The organism is Glycomyces niveus, assembly GCF_017592475.1.
GTDB lineage: Bacteria > Actinomycetota > Actinomycetes > Mycobacteriales > Micromonosporaceae > Glycomyces > Glycomyces niveus.
This window is the reverse complement of the sequence record NZ_JAGFNP010000009.1, coordinates 1-18,208: the sequence shown is the minus strand read 5'-3', so window position 1 is coordinate 18,208 and position 18,208 is coordinate 1. Positions and strand designations below refer to the sequence as shown.

Here is an 18,208-nt window from a genome sequence, read left to right as displayed (position 1 = left end):
AACATGCTTCGACTCGCCGCATCGTGGGTGTGGGACTTCTGGATCGCCGACGACGGCGACCGCTACCACCTGTTCTTCCTGAAAGCGCCCCGGGCGCTCCTCGACCCCGACAGGCGGCACTGGCGCGCGACGGTCGGGCACGCGACCTCCACCGATCTGACGAACTGGACCGAGCACGCCGACGCGTTGCTCCCGGACGACTCCCCCGCGTTCGACGACCTCGCGACCTGGACCGGGTCCGTCGTCCGCGGCGACGACGGCCTGTGGCGGATGTTCTACACGGCGGTCAGCCGCGCCGAAGGCGGGCTCGAGCAGCGGATCAGCTCGGTCGTCTCCGACGACCTCTTCACCTGGCGCCGCGAGCCCGACCGGCAGGTCCTCGAACCGGACGACCGCTGGTACGAGACGGCCGCGACGCGGCAGTGGCCGGACCAGGCGTGGCGCGACCCGTGGGTCTTCCGCGACCAGGACGGCTGGCACATGCTGACCACCGCGCGCGCGAACCGCGGCGCGCCCGACGACCGCGGCGTGATCGGGCACGCGACCTCACCGGACCTGGTCCACTGGACCGTCCAGCCCCCGCTGTCCGAGCCGGGCGCCGGCTTCGGGCACGTCGAGGTGGTCCAGACCGCCGTCGTCGACGGCACCCCGGTCGGGCTGTTCTCCTGCCTCGGCCCCGAACTGGCGCAAGGCCGCCGGGACGCAGACCCCGTGGGCGGCGTCTGGGCCTTTCCGATCGACGCCATGACGGGGCCGTTCCCGCTGGAGGAGGCGTACCGCGTCACCGACGAGCGCGTCTATGTCGGCCGGCTGGTGCAGGACCGCGCGGGCCAGTGGTGCTTCATGGCGTTCCGCAACGAGGACGAGCACGGGAACTGGATCGGCGAGATCACCGACCCGCAACCGGTCCAGTGGGTCGACGGCCGACTCGCGATCGACCGGTCCGCAACACCGCCGACACGAAGAGGAACCTCCATGTCGGCCAATTACTACGACGTCACGCAGTGGCCCGTCGGCGACGCGGGCGAGGACATCGGCGAGGTGTTCAACAGCATCATCGCGGACGTCAAGAGCCGGCAGAAGTCGACCGACGAGCATGACGGCGGCAAGCCGGGGGCCGTGATCTACATGCCTCCCGGGGACTACCGCCTTCGCACGCAGGTGCTGATCGACATCGGCTTCCTGCGGATCGAGGGCGCCGGACACGGCTTCACGTCGTCGAGCATCCGCTTCAACGTCCCCGAAGAGGAGTGGCCGGACCTGCACGAGCTGTGGCCCGGAGGCAGCCGCATCCTCGTCGACCTGCCCCCTGGCGGCGATGAGGCCGCGGGCGCGGCCTTCTACGTCGCCCGGAGCGGGAACCCGCGGATCAGCTCGGTCGAATTCGCGGACTTCTGCATCGACGGGCTGCACTTCACTTCGGACGGCTCGGGCACCGCGGACGACTCGGGGCTCCACCCGGAGAACACCTACGTCAACGGCAAGACCGGCATCTACGTCGCGGACGCCAACGACTCGTTCCGCGTCAACGGCATGGGCTTCATCTACCTCGAGCACGCCCTCACCGTCCACAATGCGGACGCGCTCTCGGTCCACGACAACTTCATCGCCGAATGCGGCAGCTGCATCGAACTGCGCGGCTGGGGCCAGGCCTCCAAGATCACCGACAACCTCATCGGGGCCGGCCCCAAGGGCCACTCGATCTACGCCGAGCACCACGGCGGACTGCTGATCACCGCGAACAACGTCTTCCCCCGCGGAGCGAGCAGCGTCCGCCTCAACGGCGTCACGAGGTCGAGCGTCACCAACAACCGGCTGCACTCCTTCTATCCCGGGATGGTCGTCCTAGAGGCGAGCTCGGAGAACCTGGTCGGTTCGAACCACTTCCTGCGCGACCACGAGCCCTGGTCCCCCTTCTTCGGCGTCGACAACGGACTCGACGACGACTTCGGCCTGCTCACCGTCAACGGCAGCGACAACTCCGTCATCGGCAACCACTTCTCCGCCATCATCGACGCCGACAGGATCCGCCCGACCGGAGCGGCGCCCGCCATCATCCGCCTGAAAGCGGGAGGCCGGAACTACGTCGCCACCAACCACACTGTGTCAATGAACGTGCAAGGCAAGCCGAGCAGCTCGGCCTTCGAGGCGCAAGTCGACGCCCTGCTCTCCACCGACGCCGCGAAGCACCTCCCGGTCACCACCGTCATGGTCGACCCGGAGTCGAAGCAGAACACCGTCCTCGACTCAGGGACCGAAGACCAAGTCCACATCGACCTCGCAACGAACGCCTTCCGCGCCAGCCCCACCGTCCCCGCCCAGAACGCAGGAGGGTAGAACATCGGCGCAGGCGTCCTTGTCGCCGTATGCGCTCGCATCGCCGTCATCAGGTACCGCCGCAGCGCGTCGATCCGGCTCGAGCGCCGACTCCGCGGCAATGCGGCCCCGTAGCGGGCGGCGACGTGGCGGCATAGGCTGCTTCCCGGCGCTGTTGATGGCGCGCACCGACGTCTCAGGGAAGCTCCCAGCCCAGTTGCGGAAAGGCCATGGCCACGGCTGCGTAGATCGAGGCCGAAGTGGTGAGGACGACGTAGAGGATCGCGATCGGTTTGAGGGGTCCGAACCAACCGGCGATAAAGCGGGCGCCCTGCTTGAAGTCTGGGGCGTCGCGGGAGTCACCGCCGGAGTTGACCACGCCGGCGGTGAACAGGAGGACGGCGACCGCGAACCACCAACGGCTGCCGTTCAGGCCGAGAAGGCCGAATGCCAGGAGGGGCACGAATTCGAGGATGCCGGCTTCGAATTTCGGGTGCTTGCCCCGGATCGCGGCAGGGAAAGACACCGCCATGGTCGCGATCATGCCCGCGAAGACGGTGCCGAACGGGCCGAAGCCCGAGTGCCATGCGGCGAACGCGGCTGCGGTCACGGCCGCTGCTGACAGGACGAACGGCAAGGGTCCTTTGGCGTAGAAGTCGTCCTCGATCCGCCCGGCTACGGCGGTGAGGACGAACGTGACCGCTGCGGCGGTCAGCAGGCCGAGGTATGCCTCGGTGATCGTCCCGATCCAGAAGCCGACTCCGGCAGCGGCGCTGTAGGTGACCAGCGCATCAAGTCCTGCGCCTTTCTGACGCGGTTCGCGATCGTCCCAAGTGAGGTTCCAACCTTGCGCGGCCATGGCGGCCAGCAGCGCCCATGCTCCCGCCACGACGGGCAGCAGCCTCGCGGCGTGGTCCGCCGCAAAGCCGGTCAGGGGCAGTGGCGAAAGGGTCGTCTCAGGAGCGGTCATCGATGCGGCGACCGCCAGAGCACAGGCGAGCGGGAGACGGATGTTGCGGACGGCTTCGAGCGGGTGACGGGCCACGTCGGGCCAGGTCCACGCCGCCGGCGCGCGCCGGGGCGGCTGCCCTCCTGCGGCCCCGGAGACGATCGTCGCGATGATCGACGCCATGCCCGCCAAGACCGCTCCGGCGGCGGCGATCGCCAGCGCGGCAGGGCCGGTGAGCAGGTTGACCACCGAGCCCGCGAAGGTCGCGCACATGGTCAGGGTGCCTACCACGACGGCGGCGACGAGGACCGGGCGGCGCCCGCGGGGCTCGGTGAGTTCGGGGTCGTCCAAGACCACTCCAGGGAGGCTTGTCGGGGGTGGTTCCTTGCTTCATGCTGGGGCGCGACCGATGCGACTGTGGACTGCGGCGGTACACCAAGGTACCTGCCGTGTCCCCGCGGCGGGCGCGCCCGCGCTGAAGGATGGAAGCGGCCGCCACGGTTCCGTCATCGATCGGTCATGCCGCGGCCGCGGGCCACCGGACCCGAGTTGAGCGGTGAGCACTCACCAAGCCATCTTGGAGGATCTCGGGACGGCGGCGCTGACGCCGTCCATGCCATCGCGCGCAAAGGGGTAGTCGTCGATTTCGCCTGTGTAGACGCGGGCCTCGACGGGAGTGTCAGTCGGTCGCGGTACGCGCCGGCAGGACCCAGCCCGGGCGCGGGAAGTGGCAGGTGTAGCCGTTCGGGTAGTTGAGCAGATAGTCCTGGTGCTCGGGCTCGGCCTCCCAGAACGGACCGGCCGGCTCGATCGTGGTGACGGCCTTGCCCGGCCACAGGCCCGAGGCGTCGACGTCGGCGATCGTGTCGCGCGCGACCTGCTCCTGCTCGGGGGTGAGCGGGAAGATCGCCGAGCGGTAACTGGTGCCGAGGTCGTTGCCCTGCCGGTTCAGCGTGGTCGGGTCGTGGATCTGGAAGAAGAAGGCCAACACGTCACGATAGGTGGTCTGTGTCGGGTCGAAGACGATCTCGACCGCCTCGGCGTGGCCGGGGTGGTCGCGGTAGGTCGCGTGGTCGTTCGTGCCGCCGGTGTAGCCGACGCGGGTCGCGAGCACGCCCGGCTGGCGCCGGATGAGGTCTTCCATGCCCCAGAAGCAGCCGCCGGCGAGGACGGCCGTCTCGGTGCCGGGGTTCCTGGTGATCGCGCCGGTGTCGGTGATGCCGCTGGTCATGACGGTTGCTCCTTCGTGCTGGTGGTCTCTTACTGGGCACAACGCCCCCGGGACCGGAATTGGTCCCGCACCCCGCGAATGGTCCCTGTGACCGCTGTCGCAGCGGCCGCAGGGCGGCGCCTCAGTCCAGGTATCTTGCCTCGCTCCGTCGTCAGTCCGACTGCCGCACGGACGCGACGGCCCAGGGCGGCAGGTCGAGGTCGAGTTCGAGGACGCCGGTGTCGGAGGCGGTCAGGGTGTACCGCAGCAGCGCGTCCGCGACCGCGCCCAGGTGCCGGGTCGCCTCCCGGGACAGGTTGACCGGGCTCCCCAGCTGGTACCAGGCCTCGGCGACGTTCCCGTGCTCCCAGTCGAGCACCTCGACGAGGAACGCGGTCCCCGGTTCCAGACCGGCGATCGAGTGCCGGACCCTCCTGTTCGGCCCCTGCTCGCGGAGGTGGCGCGTCGCCTCGTAGGAGTCGGACGAGCCGATGGACTTCCCGCCCATGTCGTCGGGGTAGTTGAAGAACACGGCCGAGACCGCCGAGGTGCGGCTGTCGCGCGTGACGGCGCCGTGCGGCATGGAAGCGAGCAGTCGGTCGCCGAGGTGGCCCAGCATCCTGAAGGCGTGGAACGTCGGCTTGTGGATCCCCTGCTCGTTCACCAGTCCGAAGCCGCCGTGGAACGGCCCGAGGCCAGCGCCGCCCTCCTCGAAGACGTCGGTGAACGTCCAGTAGGAGATCGATTCGGCGAGCGCCGCGCACTGGAGGTATGAGCGGGTGATCGATGCAGCCGCGAACACGGTGTCGTGCATGCGGTCCCGCGAGGACGGGGACGTCGACCACTCGGTGATGTGGACCTCCGCGTCGGGGTACGCGCTTTCGGCGATGAGCTTGCGCAGGAGGGTGAGGTCGTCGCGGGTCGCGTCGATGTACCGCGAGAGCGGCACGCCCACGCCGTTGGAGTCGAACGCGTAGTCGGTCGGATAGGTGTGGGTCGAGACGAAGTCGACCGGGACCTGCCGCTCCGCGCACCAGGTCAGGAACTCCTCGATCCACACCGGACGCCAGTCGAGGGCGTCGACGTCGGCCGCCGCGGCGGTCGCGTGCTCCTTCGAACGGTCCTCGACCTCGCCCTTGTACCGGTCGTCGGGCACGAAGACGCTCGACGAGGGCCCGCCGACGCGAAGCCCGGCATCGATCCCCTTGAGCGCCTTCACGGTCGCCTTGTACAGCTCGAAGTACTCCGTCCTGGTCCCCGTCCAGAAGTGCGGCACCAGGTTCGGCTCGTTCCACACCTCGAACGGCCACTGCCGCACCTCGTCGAGCCCGTACCGGCCGATCCAGTGCTCCACCGTCGTCGTCACCAGCTCGACCCACCGCGCCATGTCCTTCGGCGGGCTGCAGTGCGCGCCCCACCAGAACACCGTCCCGGTCTGCGTCGCGAGCTCGCTCGGCATGAACCCGAGCTCCACGAACGGCCGCGTGCCGCTGTCGAGGATGAAGTCGAAGACCTTGTCCACGTAGCTGAACGTGTGGACCGGCGCCTCCAAGGGCGTGTTCGGCCCGAACCCGCCACCGTAGCTCTCCCGGTAGACGAACATGTCGTCGTGGAACAGGCCGTGGAACCGCACGTACTTGAACCCGAGGACGTCCACGGCCTCAGTGAACTGCCGCTGCCAGTCCGCCCGCAGCGCCTCATTCGCCCGCCCGGCCCCCGCGCACTCGCTCCACACGTGCACCAGCGGCACGTCCTCGCCCGGTTGCCCATCGACGCTGATCACGGATAGGGGGAGGTTCGCCATGCTCTCACTTCACTCAGTCATCACGATTCGAAACTGTTTCGAACGATTCTTGGACTCAGAGCAGGTTATCGATCTTGGGGCGCCTGGGTCAATAGGCCTTTCCTGGGTTTTCTCAGATGCACCGCGAAACGGCGCCACTGAAATATTTCAAAACGGTGGCGTTCGGTGGTCAGTGGCCGAGGTCGCGGAGACGCGTCCGGGTATGGATGAGGACGGCCCGCGCCGGGTTACGCAGCCCCTGACCCCGCTCGAGGTGGCCTCCCCCAGGCCTGTGCAACCCCCGATCGAAGGAGCTGGCATCTGGTCGCGGCCGGGGCCGGTGAAGCGCTTGTAGAGGCGCTCGGCCCCAGTGCCGCCGCCGGCTCGTTGTCCTTGCTCGCCAACGGCGTCCGCCGCGAATAAGACCGCTCTCGCCCTGCTCTGCGCGGCTTTGAAAGCGGCGCGGCCGATCAGTTCGACCACGAGGATCAGCACGGCGACGACCAATGCGACAGTGAGGACGCCGGAGACGCCCGGGTAGCGCCACAGCACGATCCAGAGGAGACCGGCGGCGACCAGGGCCACTTCGATGCCGCGACGGTAGCGGTGGACGAAGGCGCCCGCAGCGCCGAAGGTGACCCCGGCGCCGGCGAGGCCCCGAGCGGCGGCGTCCCGGCCGGTCGCGCCGAGGCGGCGCGAGGCGCGGGCGGCGGTGCCCGGTCCGAGGAGCCAGCAGGCGAGGGCGACGATCAGCGCGAGCACCGTGACGGTCTGCGCCGCGTCGCCGAGGAAGCGGGTGACAGCGTCGTAGACGTTCCCGGCGGCCGCGGGCGACTGTACCGCGTCGCCGAGCCCGGCGAGGTACGCGCTGCGGCCGATCTCCAGGCCCAGCGAGAGCAGCAGCATCCCGACGGCGACGGCGAGCGCGCCGATGAGCAGGCCGCGGCGGCGGTCCGGCGCGAGGGCGACCCCGGCGGCCAGGAGCGCGAGTCCGGCGATCGGGAGGATCCAGGCGGCGGCGTCCAGCAGGGCCGCGGCGGTCCGCAGCTGCGGCAGGGCTTCAGAGGAGGCGATCGTGAAGGTCACAGACATCGCAGGAATGCGCTCGGCCAGCGCGAATCCGGCGTCGACCATGCGCTGCTTCACCTGCTCCAGGACCGGCCCGAGGTCGAGGACGAGGTCCTCGCCTTGCAGCTCGAGCGCGCCGCTGCCGCTCTCGCCGCGCAGCAGGCTGACGAGCGCAGTGTGCGCGCCGCGGGTGGCCTGGCTCCACAGCTCCGTGAACTGGTCGGAGTGGACGACGGCGGTGACCTGCTTGTCGATGAACGAGTCGATCCCGGAGGCGAGCGGAACCGCGAGTCGGTCGAGCACTTCCGGGCCGCCCCTGGTCTGGACGGCGTCGATGGCCTCGGCCACGAGGGCGTCCACGTCGAGGGCCTCGTCGACCGCGTTCGAGACCCTGGCCGCGATGGCGGCCCGGACCTCGTCGTCGTGGTACAGCGGTTCCATCGTCTCAACGAACCGGTCGGTGTTCAGGACCTCGTTGCGCGCGAACACGGTCACCGTCGCGAGCACGAGGACCACGGCGGCCAGCACGAGCAGGACGACCGACCCGGTCCAGCGGAGCCCGCGGCGGCCCCGGCCCTGGGCCTGCGCGCGCAGCCGCTCCAGTTCGGCGCGCTCGTCCCGGTTCAATGCGGCGTCGCTCATTTCCCGCTCCCCCTGCCCCGGCGGCACCGCCGGGCACCCAGATCGTACGAGCTACGGGATGCTGAACTGCGGGTTTCTCATTTTCTCCATAGGCGCCGCAGCTCGAATCGCCCAGCGCTGCCATGGCGCAGCAGTCAGAGCAACGATCGATGCCGGTGCGACGCCGGCGGCGGTGCCATGCGGCGTCCGCACGCGAAAGCAGTCCCACTCCACCGAATACGCCCATAATGGATTCGGAGGCGATAATGGGCGTAGTGATTCCCTCGAGCCAGCGACGGACGCTTCCGGAGCTGGCGGCACGGCTTGACCTCGACCAGGGCGACCGGGCCGCCAAACGGTCCGCGTACTGGACGATGCTGGCGCTGTCCGGGCTGATCGCGACGGCCGGGGTGATCGGGGACTCAACGGCGACCGTGATCGGCGCGATGATCGTCGCACCGCTGTCGACGCCGATCCTTGCGGTGGGCCTGGGGATCGTCACCGGCAGTCTGGCGCTGGTCGGACGTTCCATGCTCTACGTGGCGGTGAGCGTCGCCGTCGTGGTCACGACCGGCGTCCTCTTCGCGCTGATCCTGCCCAATCCCACTGACGTGCTCGCCAACTCCCAGGTGACCGGTCGGGTCTCCCCGAAGCTCACCGATCTCGCGGCAGCGGTCGCCACGGGTTTCGTGGGCGCGATCGCGTTCACCCGCCGCGACGTCGGCGACGTGCTTCCCGGCGTGGCCATCGCCATCTCACTGGTGCCCCCGCTCGGCGTCGTGGGCGTATGTCTGGGCTCGGGCGAGCCGAGTCTGGCACTCGGGGCACTGGTCCTGTTCGCGTCCAATATGGTGGTGCTCATCATCGCTGCCGTAGTGGTGCTCATGGCGGCCGGGTACGCGCGCGAATCCGCCGCGGCCTCGAACGCACGGTGGCGCGGGCGCGCCTATGCGGCGCTCGCGGTGGTGCTCCTGGCGGTCGGCATCCCGATGACGCTGAACTCGGTCACCTCGGTCTGGGCCCGGCAAGTGCGTTCACTGGCCGAGGACTGGGTCAGCGGCACGCCCGAGGCCGAAGTCAGCAGCGTCACCTGGCAGGGCCACGGCGTGGTGGTCGAAGTGCGCAGCCCTGCGGAGCTGCCGGACATCACCGACCTGCAGCTCTCGGTCGACGACCTCCTGCCCACCGACCCGCAGGTGACCGTGGTGCACACTGTGGGCGAACGCATCAGCGAATGAGCGGGGACCGTACTCGATCGGGCGCTGCGGCGGGCCTGGGTACACGATTTCGCGAAAAGTGCTTCCATGTTTTGCGATAGTGGTTGATCGTCGGGACAGGACGATTCCGGGCCTGGTGAGAGGGGGACGTCATGTCGTTCTGGGATGTCTTCTGGCTGCTGCTGATCTGGCTGCCGCTGGTGATGATGTGGACGTTCCCGCTGTTCGACATCTTCCGCAGGGACGACCTCAAAGGCTGGCTCAAGGCCCTCTGGGTCGTGATCGTGATCCTCTTGCCCTTCTTCGGCACCCTGATCTACCTGATTGCCCGGCCGGCCGGCGCGACCACGGCCGAGCGGGAGGCGATCGATGCGAGCAGTCGAGCGTTCGTCGCAAAGTACGCGCCGGACAACACCGCCGCACAGCTGCAGGTGCTCGCCGAACTGCACGACCGCGGCAAGCTCACCGACGACGAGTTCCAGGCCGAGAAGGCGCGGCTGCTGGAGGGATCGACCCCCTCGCAGGGTTGTAGCGCTCATCAATGGAAGGGCGGGGGATCGACCTCCCCCGCCCTTGCCGCTTTCGCGCCCTGGCGAAGGCCCCTGCCGGACCGGCAGGGGCCTTCTTCAACTCCCGCCGCGGCGGGCACAGCCTGGTCGTTCCGGCGAAGTCCGACTCTGCCGCGAGGATATAGCGCCCGGCACGTCGGCCGTCTCCAAGACGAAGTGCTCGACCCCTTCGGTTTCGGCCAGGGCGCTTCTCCTCGTCGCAGCGCGGCGCTCAGCGCAGCTGCGAGCGTGCGGTGGATTCGAGACGCAGCGTCTGCGTCAACTCGGGAGCGATGCGCTCAGGAGCATCGATCTCGCCCGCGGCGAACCAGGCGAGCACGTGCTCTCCGGTGCGGACCGGCAGTGCAGGGAACGTGTTCTCGGCGGGTTCGGTCACCAGACAGGCGACCAACCGATCGCCGAGGGCCGCGCGAACCTGCACGGCGGTCGCTCCCGCCGAGTCGGGGTCGACACGGTGGACGGCCGCGGTGAGGCGCGTGGGAGTCGGGCGGTCCCGCAGGCCCGGACGGGCTTGCTGCGCGCGCGGAAACCCCGGCCCCAGTCCGGCCGGGCGGAGCAGGAGCACGTTGCCGGAGTCGATCATGGTCGCGTTGGCCGCGCCGCCGTGCTCCTTCCACACCGGTCCGCTGTAGAAGGCGGTGAGCGCGTCGGCGCGGGAGGCCATGTCGCGGAAGCCGCGGACCCAGACGAAGCGGTCGGGGCGGTCGAGGTCGCGGAACTGGCCGACGATCCACATGCCGGTCGCCTCCTGGGACTCGACGAACTCGCGGTCGAACAGCGCGATCAGATCATCGCGCCGTCCCGGGCGGAGGGTGTACTGGCGCAGTTCGAACACCGTGGCGTCGGGGGCGGTCATGGCGTCTCCTGGGAAGCGAGGGTCTGGGCGAGGACGTCGGCAATGGTGTGCCCGGCCAGTTCCCGCCGGACCGCAGCATCGGCGGCGGCGTACACCTCGGTGAGCACCGGTCTGATGCCCTGGCCGACAGGGCATTCGAGGTTGGGCGTACCGGGGTGCAGCGCGAACAGCGGTTCAGCGCCGAGGGCTTCGTGGACCTCGAGCACGGTGATCGCTGCGGGCTCCCGGGTCAGACTCCAGCCCGCGCCGGCGCCGCGCCGCGACACGACGAGTCCGGCAGCCCGGAGCTCGCCGAGGCTGCGGCGCACGATGACCGGATTGGTGGCAAGGCTCGCGGCGATCTCCTCAGAGGTCATGACCTCGCGTCCTCGGCGACTCGCCAACGCCATCCAAGCGAGCGCGTGGACAGCGGTCGTCAATCGGCTGTTGGCCGCCATCTGCGCCTCCTGCTATGCGCCATCCGAAGTCCGCCGATCGTAACACTTCTTGTTACAACACGTGCGAGGGAGGGAGCGGTCAACGCATGGACCAACTCTGAGATCCCACTGGCGCTGGACAACGCCGACGAACGTTGCCAGAGGCGGCGATTCACTTGGGACCTAGGAGTCGCTGGTTATCCGCACCTAGTCGTCCCTTGTGCAGCCAGGAGAAGCCTGGGTGGCTGGTATTTGGGCGAATAGACACGCGGCATGGGGTCGGAGCCATGAGGGGCTTCGGGACGCCGCCCCGCTCAATGCGGGGCGGCGTACCTCGTCAGCCGATGTCGCCGTAGATGAGTCCGCGGCCGTTGGTGGCGATGTAGACGCGGCCGTAGACCTCGGGGTCGCCGGTCACCCGCGTGTTGGTGAAGGCCCACTGGTGGGCGTCGTCGTTGATGCGGGTCCAGGTGCCGCCGGCGTCGTCGGAACGGTAGATGCCCTGCGTGCCGCCGATCATCGCGGACGCGTACAGCGCCGGGTAGTCCTGGCCGTCCGCTGCTTTGCCGAAGCCCACGACTTGGGCCTGGTCGACGCCCGCGACCTTGGTCCAGGTCGAGCCGCCGTCCTGGGAGCGCCACATGCCGCCCGCGCCGTCGCCGCCCGCGAGCCAGAGGTGGCCTTCGCGTCCGAAGACGGCGCGGAAGTCCACGCCGTTGCCTCCCGGGAGTCCGCTCGCGCCGGTGCCGCTGAAGCTCGCGCCGCCGTCGGTGCTGCGGTAGAAGGCCCCTGCGGCGTAGGCGTAGACCGTGCCGGCGTTGGCGCGGTCGGCGCGGATCTTCGCGCCGGCCGGCAGGCCCGCGATGGCGGTCCAGGTCTGGCCGAGGTCGGTCGAGCGGACCGGGGTGACCTCGCTGTCGCCGGGGGTCCACAGGATCGCCGAGCCGTCGGCGGTCACCGCGACGATGCCGCCGTGACCGTCGCCCGGGACTCCGGAGACTCTGGCGGTGGGCTGCCAGGTGGCGCCCCGGTCGGTCGAGACGGCGACGTGGCCGTGCTCGCTGGTCACGTTGCCGGTGCCGACGAGAACGTCGGGGTTCAGTTCCGCGAAGTCCACACTGGTGCCGGTGGTCCAGTTGGGCTTGCGGATCATCATGACCGCCTTGGTGAGGTCCGTGTGGACGAACCCGCCGAGGTCCCCGACGGCGCTGAGCAGCGTGCCGCCGAGCGCCGCGACGTCTTGGAACGAGCATTCTTCGAGTCCTTGGGCGCGGACGGCCACGGTGAACCGCTCGATCGGCAGCGCACCGCCGTCTTCGCCCACCAGGTCGCCTTGGGCGTCCCACTGCGTCAGGCTTTCAGTGCCCCAGATGGTCGCGCCGGTGCCCCACATGATCCGGTCGGAGTCGTGCGGGTCGATCGCGAGCGCCTCGATCATCCAGCCGTGCTTGACTTCGAGGTTCCAGCCGTCGCCGGCGTTGCCGAAGGTCAGCCACGGGCTGGCGCTGTGGTCGAGGTCGAAGCGGTCGGTGCGGCCTTGCGAGCCGTCGGGCTTGGCGACCTTGTCCCAGCTCGTCCCCCAGGTCTGTCCGGAGTCGGTGGAGCGGTACAGGATCTCGTCGGGCTGCCAGTTGTTGAGCGTGGCGACCATGATCGTGCCGGGCCGCTGCCGGTCGACGGTGATGCCGCCGAAGGCGGGTGTCCGGTCGGCCGGGTTGTAGTTGGGCGTGACGTCGGTCCATTCGCCGGTGCCGATGTCGAGCCGCTGGACTTCGCCGCCGCGACCCGAGGACGGTGCCGAGGTGAACGGCCCCGGGTCGTTGCCGGTGGCGATGAACAGGTGGCCGCTCGCGTGGTCGGCGGCGGCCTGCTTGGGGATGGTGCGGTTCTCGCCCGCTCGGCCGATCGCTTCGGCCGCACCGGCGACCGGCTGCCAAGTGGAGCCGCCGTCGGCGGAGACGTAGAGCGGGTCGTCGGGGTCGGCGACGCCGACGAAGATCTTCCCGCCGGTGGGGTCGAACTCGGCCCACAGGACGCCCTGGTTGTCGCCGTTGTACGGGTCGCCGGGGGTGACCACGAAGTTCCCCGGGTTGGGGAAGGACTCGACCTTGCTCCAGGTCCGGCCGTAGTCGGTGGACCGCTGGAGGCCGTTGCCGTTGGGCGCACCGAGGTACAGGGTCTTGTTGTCGGTGGGGTCGACGGCGAGGCGTTCGCCCATGCCGCGGCCGGGCATGTTGCCGCCGAGCTTGAACGGCAGCTCGGCCACGCCCCAGGTGTCGCCGTAATCGTCGGAGTAGAGGATCGCGCCGTTGTTGGGATCCCAGTCGTTGGTGTAGGTCCCGACCGCGGCGTAGACGCGGTTGGGCTCGACGGGGTCGGTTGCGACCGAGGCGATCCCGGTGTAGCCGTAGTGGTCCGCTCCGATCCAGTCGGTGAGCGGCTTCCAGGTCTGGGAGTCCTCCTGCCAGCGGTAGAGGCCGCCGATGTCGGTGCGGGCGTAGATCAGTCCCGCTTCAGTGTCGTTGAATACGATGCCGGGTACGAATCCACCGCCGTTGACGACGACATTGCGCCAGGTGTAGGCCTGCTGCTGGCGTGGCTGGTCTGCCGCCAGGGAGTTGTAGACGGGGAAGGCGGCGGCCGCTGCTGCGGCCGCACCGAGTGATGCTGCGAGGGTGCGTCGTCGCACTTACGCTCCTATGTGTTCGAAACTTAGTTTTGCTTCGCAACATAGTTGCGGGACAAAACCTGTCAGGTCCCCCCCTCGTTCCGAGGAGAACACACATCGTTTCCGTTGACAGGGATCTCCTGAACGGCCAGAAGACTACATACTGACCCCCGACTTTGTTACATGTCAATACATAGTGAGTCTTCCTTTGCGGCAACCGCTCTCCCCTTCGCGCAGTGTCACGAACACGACGCAGCGTGACCCTGGATCCCCGCCGCGTGAGGCGTGTGGTCCAGCGAACGAAGACTCACCGAGAGACGATTGCCGAACCGCCATTTCGCTTCGCCGCCGCTCACCGCACCATACGATCGGCATCATGCTCAGCGACTACGCACACCTTGACGCCGGCACACTGCACCTCGACGGCGAACACCCCGTCGACGGGCGAGTGCAATTCGGCCTCGGCACCCCGAACTACCAGGGCGCCGAATTCCACACCGAGCCCCTGACGCAAGAGCAGGCGAGCACCATCAACGACGGTGGGATGACCTTGACGCTCCTCCACGAGAACACGGAGATCGAGATCGGCCCGGAAGAGCTTGTCATCGGCGCCCCGGTAAAGGCAGGCGACGAGGTCGTCCAGCTTCGCGCGAGCGACCCTGAAGGATGGTCGCTCGACCTCTAAGGCCCGCTCCGGAGGGTGATGCTCAGTTGCGGCACTGGGCGTTACCGGTTACGAGGCTGGTCACCAAGCCGCGGCTGGCGCAAGTCGACCGCGCCGTCGAAGCTCCGGAAGCCCCGGTCGCGGGCCGCCGCGGTGCATGCCTCCTCCGATGCGTCGCCCAGCTCCCACAGCCGCCGCAGGAACTGCCGGACCGCTCCTGCGTCGAGGCCGTCCACTGTGACGCCATGCATGGTGCCCCGGTCGTTCACCGCATATGCCCGGGCGACCGCTTTGACCGTGCCCTCGGGATCGCCCCCGGGTCCAGGTGCGGCCGCGCCGAAACCGATGCTGCGCAACAGGATGCGGATCAGCCGTTCCTTCGGGGCGAGCGCGGTGTCCTCGCCGACGGTCAGCCATTGCCGCCGTTTCTCCACGGTGAGGTCCTCGGGGTGCAGTCTCGTTTGCGCCGCCCCTGCGCCGACGACGTTGCCCTCAGCACCGACCTTCGGACTGCCGAAGCCAACACACGCGTGGGCCTCGCCGGGACCATCATCCGTCACCAACGCCGGCCAACCGCCCGAGGCGTCACCTTACTAGCGGTGACCGCCGCCCGATTAGCTCGAGCGGCGCATCTGCTGGCCGGGATCGGTGGGCTCCTTGCGACGGCGCGTCACGAGGTACAGGACGACGCCGAGGACCACCGCGCCAGCGGCAACCGCGGCAAGCAGGATCGTCGACCTGCCTGTGTTCGGCAGCGAGCTGTCGTCGACGGTCAGCGCCGCCGAGTTGTTCGACAGGTCGCCGTCGAGGTTCATGCCGTCGACGCCGCGCCAGAGGGCGGCCACCTCGACCCGTCCGGCCTCGCCGGTCGCGTCGGTGACGTCAACGGTGAACTCGAACTCGTGTTGCTCCCCCGGCGGGAGGCTCCAGAAGTGGCAGACGAAGTCGAACCGGTCGAGCTCGGTCTCGTCCCCGACGGCCTCGAAGAGGTCGGACAGGTCGCCGCTCTCGCAGTACCAGTGGCCGTCGCCCTCGTTGTCGACGGAGACGAACTCGGCGCCCTCCGGGAGCTGCCCGCGGAGCTGGTATCCCGGCTCGGTCTCGCTGAGGGCGCGATTGAGCGCGGAGGCGGGGCCGAGGTTCTCGACCGGGATGGTCATCTGGTCTTGGCCGCCCGCGAGGTCGGCGCCTTCGACCTCGAGGTCGTAAGTGCCCTCGGCGGTGACGATGTCGACGAGGCCGCGGGACGGGTCGTCGGCGGGCTCGGGGGCGCTCTGGTCCGCGGCGGTGACGAGGGAGAGCAGGTTCGACGAGCCGGGGTCCCACCACGGGCCGCCGAAATCGCGCTCGAGGACCTCCTGGTTCATCGCCGAGAGCCCGAAGCTGCATCCGCAGACGCGGAGCGGGCCGGGCGCGTCCTCGGTGACCGCGTACTGGAGGGGTTCGGAGAACTCGAAGACGGTGCCCGGCAGGTCCTCGACCTCGGTGAAGAGACAGATGTACACGCCGCCGACACCGACCGAGTCCGGCTGGCAGTTGTCCCACGGGGCCCGGGCGGCAGCCCCCTCGATGGCGCTGCCCGGCGCGAACGAGCCGCCGACGTACGCGGCCAGGGCGACGATGTCGTCGGGGAGCGCGGGGCCTTGCATGATCCGCGGCTCGGCCTCGACGACCGTCCCGGGCTCCACATCGGTGAAGCTGAGGTACTCGTGGACGTAGTCGCGGTAGACGCCGTCGTAGCGCTCCTCGACGACTTCGACGGTCCCGGTCTCGGTGTACACCTCGAATCCGTCGAGGAGGAGCCGGAGCGTGTAGTCGTACTCGCCGAGTTCGGTGCCGCTCGCGGCGCCGAAGGCGAAGCCGAACTCGTTGACCGCGGCGGCGTCGGGGATCTCGCATTCGATGCGGGGCGAGGGGTCGTACGACTGGCAGCCTTGGCCGTGACCGAAGTAGACGGTCCCGTCGGAGGCGTCGACGTCGAGCGTCATGACGAGGGAGCCGGTCTGGTCCTCGTCGAAGGCGACGTCGAGCGTGGCGGCGCGCGGCGGGCTGCCGGCGACGAGCGGTCCGTCGAGATCGAGGACCACGTCGGTGGGCACCGGCGACTGCGCGGCGGCGGGAAGGGCGAAGGCGCCGGCGGCCGCCGACGCGAGGGCCGCGGCCAGGGCCACCGGGAGCAGCCCGGCGCGCCTGCGAGGTGTACTCATTGGACCCTCCTGGTGCTCGTCCAGGCGCTCGCCGCGTTCAGTGGCGAGTCGACTGATGAACGGGAAACGCGCGGACGTCACCGCAGGTTACGGGCCCCGAATCTGAACATTGGGTGAACGAACCGGTGTCACAATCGTCGATCGGCATGCTGCCCCCAGCGGCCCGCACGGGGCCGCGGTCAGGAGGAGTTCCGATGCCCGGCAACCGCTACCCGGATCTCCGCTCCGCGGACCACGTCACCCCGCGCCAACGGAAGATCCTCATCCACTTGGTGCGGGGGAAGACGAGGGAGGTCATCGCCAAAGAGCTCCACCTCTCGCGGAGCACGGTCATTCGCGACATCCGGGAGATGACCGGCATGCTCGGGGCCTCCTCCCCCGAGGCCCTCGGCGCCCTCGCCTACCGCGCGGGGGTCCTCGGGGAGGAGCACCTCGGTTTCGGCGGCCGCCGGCCGGAAGCCGACGCGGACTGGGCGCATTGGAGCGAGGCCGACCTGGTCGCGTCTGACGCACGTCAGGGGCGCCGCGGCATCGAAGGCCGCCCCTGACGGTTGCCGCCCCGCCTCACCTCATTCGGTGATCTGGATGCGATGCCAGATGTCGAAGTTCCCGTCCCGGCTGAGGTCCATGTAGTACGTGGCCCCGCTGCGGATGTCGTAGCTCGCGGAGTTGCAGCCCACGTCCGAGCCGTCGGAGATCCGCAGGAGGTCGCCGCTTCCTCCGACCCGGTAGAGCACGCCCCTCACCGCGTGCCCGTCCCGCTGCGTATCGCAGACCTTGAACGTGTCCGTCTCCGCGTCGTAGTGGGTCATGGTCCCGAGCTGCCGCCCGTCCCGGTCGCTCAGGATCAGGTAGGCGTTGGCGGCCTGGGCCTGCCCCGACGCTCCGATGACGATGGCGGTCATGGCCGCGCCGACGACCAGCGCTCGTCTGGCGAATCTGGAAAACCCAATCGACTCCTCTTCGGTAACAGGAGCCGGTATTCGACGACCCGCGCCCGACGACAAGGCGGTGCACCGGCGGGACACCGGCAGGAATCCGCACCCGCGCTCACCGCCCGGACCGGGGCGTCCGCCCGATGCCGAACTGGTCTCGTGGAGGCGGGCTTCTACGTCATCGAGAACACGTCCATGTCCGCGGTCCTCACCGAGAACCTCTTCATCGACAACGAGGTGAACGCCAACCTCCTTCGCAGGGAGGATTTCCGGCAGAACATCGCGCTCGAGCACTTCCACGGCATCAACAACTTCTTCAAATAGTGTGTCCGGTCCCTAGAGCCCGTTCATCGCGACAGCCCGGCCAGCGGCCTATTTACCGACGAACGTCCTCAAAGGTGCATGAGAGGCCGGTCGATCCCTCCAGGATCGACCGGCTCTTCGAGTCATCGGAACAACGAAGGCGATGCCGATCGCGGCGGAGGACTCGGCGACTGCGAGCATCGGAGCGGCCTTGGCCACCAGCGCGAACAGCCTCACGATCGCTACGAACAACCGCCCGGGAGGGGACGCCGGTCGGCGTCCCCTTCTATTGATGCGTCCCGCCTAGATCGTGCCGATGAGTTCCGGCAGGGCCCCGTCGCGTGCGAAGACCGGGATGACCTCGATCGGGGCCTCGGCGTCGATCCACTGTCCACCCTGGTGCACCGCACCGGAATGAAGATCGGT

General features: G+C 69.1%; 15 protein-coding genes and 2 pseudogenes. 7 read left to right on the top strand and 10 right to left on the bottom strand.

All coding sequences use genetic code 11. The features are described from left to right. Positions 1–3: 3 nt before the first annotated feature. Together J5V16_RS25780 and J5V16_RS25775 are read left to right on the top strand one after the other, a co-directional pair. Positions 4–657: pseudogene (locus J5V16_RS25780) on the top strand (glycosyl hydrolase family 32); the annotation flags it as partial. Between the two features lie 318 nt (positions 658–975). Continuing rightward, entirely contained in the window at positions 976–2,337 is a 1,362-nt protein-coding gene (locus tag J5V16_RS25775) for a right-handed parallel beta-helix repeat-containing protein (protein ID WP_408612470.1), read from the top strand. 175 nt (positions 2,338–2,512) lie between these two features. Here J5V16_RS25775 and J5V16_RS15965 read toward each other — a convergent pair whose 3' ends face one another. The 4 genes from J5V16_RS15965 to J5V16_RS15950 all read right to left on the bottom strand — a co-directional run bounded on the left by J5V16_RS15965 (position 2,513) and on the right by J5V16_RS15950 (position 7,968). Further along, positions 2,513–3,616, bottom strand: a complete 1,104-nt coding sequence (locus tag J5V16_RS15965) for a hypothetical protein (protein ID WP_208497440.1) — start codon at positions 3,614–3,616, stop codon at positions 2,513–2,515. Between the two features lie 328 nt (positions 3,617–3,944). Then, positions 3,945–4,496, bottom strand: a complete 552-nt coding sequence (msrA, locus tag J5V16_RS15960; RefSeq protein WP_208497439.1) for a peptide-methionine (S)-S-oxide reductase MsrA — start codon at positions 4,494–4,496, stop codon at positions 3,945–3,947. A gap of 151 nt (positions 4,497–4,647) precedes the next feature. After that, positions 4,648–6,279 (bottom strand): GH39 family glycosyl hydrolase, encoded by a 1,632-nt coding sequence (locus J5V16_RS15955; protein WP_208497438.1) that lies wholly within the window; start codon positions 6,277–6,279, stop codon positions 4,648–4,650. A gap of 147 nt (positions 6,280–6,426) precedes the next feature. Beyond that, on the bottom strand, positions 6,427–7,968 hold the full coding sequence (locus J5V16_RS15950) for a hypothetical protein (RefSeq protein ID WP_208497437.1): 1,542 nt from the start codon (positions 7,966–7,968) through the stop codon (positions 6,427–6,429). Between the two features lie 245 nt (positions 7,969–8,213). Here J5V16_RS15950 and J5V16_RS15945 point away from each other — a divergent pair, with 245 nt between their 5' ends. Together J5V16_RS15945 and J5V16_RS25770 are read left to right on the top strand one after the other, a co-directional pair. Continuing rightward, positions 8,214–9,185 (top strand): DUF389 domain-containing protein, encoded by a 972-nt coding sequence (locus J5V16_RS15945; protein WP_208497436.1) that lies wholly within the window; start codon positions 8,214–8,216, stop codon positions 9,183–9,185. Between the two features lie 131 nt (positions 9,186–9,316). Next, positions 9,317–9,655, top strand: a pseudogene (locus J5V16_RS25770) (SHOCT domain-containing protein); the annotation flags it as partial. A gap of 289 nt (positions 9,656–9,944) precedes the next feature. On the opposite strand, the gene J5V16_RS24555 reads toward J5V16_RS25770, so the two are convergent. The 3 genes from J5V16_RS24555 to J5V16_RS15930 all read right to left on the bottom strand — a co-directional run bounded on the left by J5V16_RS24555 (position 9,945) and on the right by J5V16_RS15930 (position 13,694). After that, positions 9,945–10,589: an NIPSNAP family protein gene (locus J5V16_RS24555; RefSeq protein WP_243901322.1), complete on the bottom strand. Its 645-nt coding sequence runs from the start codon at positions 10,587–10,589 to the stop codon at positions 9,945–9,947. After that, positions 10,586–11,026, bottom strand: a complete 441-nt coding sequence (locus J5V16_RS15935; protein ID WP_208497434.1) for an Rrf2 family transcriptional regulator — start codon at positions 11,024–11,026, stop codon at positions 10,586–10,588. The genes J5V16_RS24555 and J5V16_RS15935 overlap by 4 nt, the downstream gene beginning before the upstream one ends. 316 nt (positions 11,027–11,342) lie before the next feature. Further along, complete coding sequence (locus J5V16_RS15930) at positions 11,343–13,694, bottom strand: beta propeller repeat protein (protein WP_208497433.1); 2,352 nt, start codon at positions 13,692–13,694, stop codon at positions 11,343–11,345. A 355-nt stretch (positions 13,695–14,049) separates the two neighbouring features. Here J5V16_RS15930 and J5V16_RS15925 point away from each other — a divergent pair, with 355 nt between their 5' ends. Then, entirely contained in the window at positions 14,050–14,358 is a 309-nt protein-coding gene (locus tag J5V16_RS15925; protein ID WP_208497432.1) for a hypothetical protein, read from the top strand. A 41-nt stretch (positions 14,359–14,399) separates the two neighbouring features. Here the strand turns inward: J5V16_RS15925 and J5V16_RS15920 are convergent, their stop codons facing one another. Both J5V16_RS15920 and J5V16_RS15915 read right to left on the bottom strand, forming a co-directional pair. Further along, on the bottom strand, positions 14,400–14,897 hold the full coding sequence (locus J5V16_RS15920) for a hypothetical protein (RefSeq protein WP_208497431.1): 498 nt from the start codon (positions 14,895–14,897) through the stop codon (positions 14,400–14,402). 54 nt (positions 14,898–14,951) lie between these two features. Next, a complete protein-coding gene (locus J5V16_RS15915; protein WP_208497430.1) occupies positions 14,952–16,544 on the bottom strand; it encodes an LPXTG cell wall anchor domain-containing protein in 1,593 nt (530 codons plus the stop codon). A 194-nt stretch (positions 16,545–16,738) separates the two neighbouring features. Here J5V16_RS15915 and J5V16_RS15910 point away from each other — a divergent pair, with 194 nt between their 5' ends. Then, positions 16,739–17,092, top strand: a complete 354-nt coding sequence (locus J5V16_RS15910) for a LuxR C-terminal-related transcriptional regulator (protein WP_208497429.1) — start codon at positions 16,739–16,741, stop codon at positions 17,090–17,092. 21 nt (positions 17,093–17,113) lie between these two features. Here J5V16_RS15910 and J5V16_RS15905 read toward each other — a convergent pair whose 3' ends face one another. Further along, positions 17,114–17,449 carry a hypothetical protein gene (locus tag J5V16_RS15905; protein WP_208497428.1) on the bottom strand — a complete coding sequence of 112 codons (336 nt, stop codon included), beginning with the start codon at positions 17,447–17,449 and terminating at the stop codon, positions 17,114–17,116. Positions 17,450–17,638: 189 nt separating this feature from the next. Between J5V16_RS15905 and J5V16_RS25550 the strand changes: the two genes are divergently transcribed. Beyond that, positions 17,639–17,803, top strand: a complete 165-nt coding sequence (locus tag J5V16_RS25550) for an N-acetylmuramoyl-L-alanine amidase (RefSeq protein WP_208497427.1) — start codon at positions 17,639–17,641, stop codon at positions 17,801–17,803. Positions 17,804–18,208 lie beyond the last annotated feature (405 nt).

Coding starts and splice junctions, on each gene's coding strand:
- J5V16_RS15935 (WP_208497434.1), bottom strand. CDS start 11,026: ATGGCGGCCAACAGCCGATTGACGACCGCTGTCCACGCGCTCGCTTGG.
- J5V16_RS15950 (WP_208497437.1), bottom strand. CDS start 7,968: ATGAGCGACGCCGCATTGAACCGGGACGAGCGCGCCGAACTGGAGCGG.
- J5V16_RS15945 (WP_208497436.1), top strand. CDS start 8,214: ATGGGCGTAGTGATTCCCTCGAGCCAGCGACGGACGCTTCCGGAGCTG.
- J5V16_RS15905 (WP_208497428.1), bottom strand. CDS start 17,449: ATGACCGCCATCGTCATCGGAGCGTCGGGGCAGGCCCAGGCCGCCAAC.
- J5V16_RS15910 (WP_208497429.1), top strand. CDS start 16,739: ATGCCCGGCAACCGCTACCCGGATCTCCGCTCCGCGGACCACGTCACC.
- J5V16_RS15925 (WP_208497432.1), top strand. CDS start 14,050: ATGCTCAGCGACTACGCACACCTTGACGCCGGCACACTGCACCTCGAC.
- msrA (WP_208497439.1), bottom strand. CDS start 4,496: ATGACCAGCGGCATCACCGACACCGGCGCGATCACCAGGAACCCCGGC.
- J5V16_RS25775 (WP_408612470.1), top strand. CDS start 976: ATGTCGGCCAATTACTACGACGTCACGCAGTGGCCCGTCGGCGACGCG.
- J5V16_RS15955 (WP_208497438.1), bottom strand. CDS start 6,279: ATGGCGAACCTCCCCCTATCCGTGATCAGCGTCGATGGGCAACCGGGC.
- J5V16_RS24555 (WP_243901322.1), bottom strand. CDS start 10,589: ATGACCGCCCCCGACGCCACGGTGTTCGAACTGCGCCAGTACACCCTC.
- J5V16_RS15915 (WP_208497430.1), bottom strand. CDS start 16,544: ATGAGTACACCTCGCAGGCGCGCCGGGCTGCTCCCGGTGGCCCTGGCC.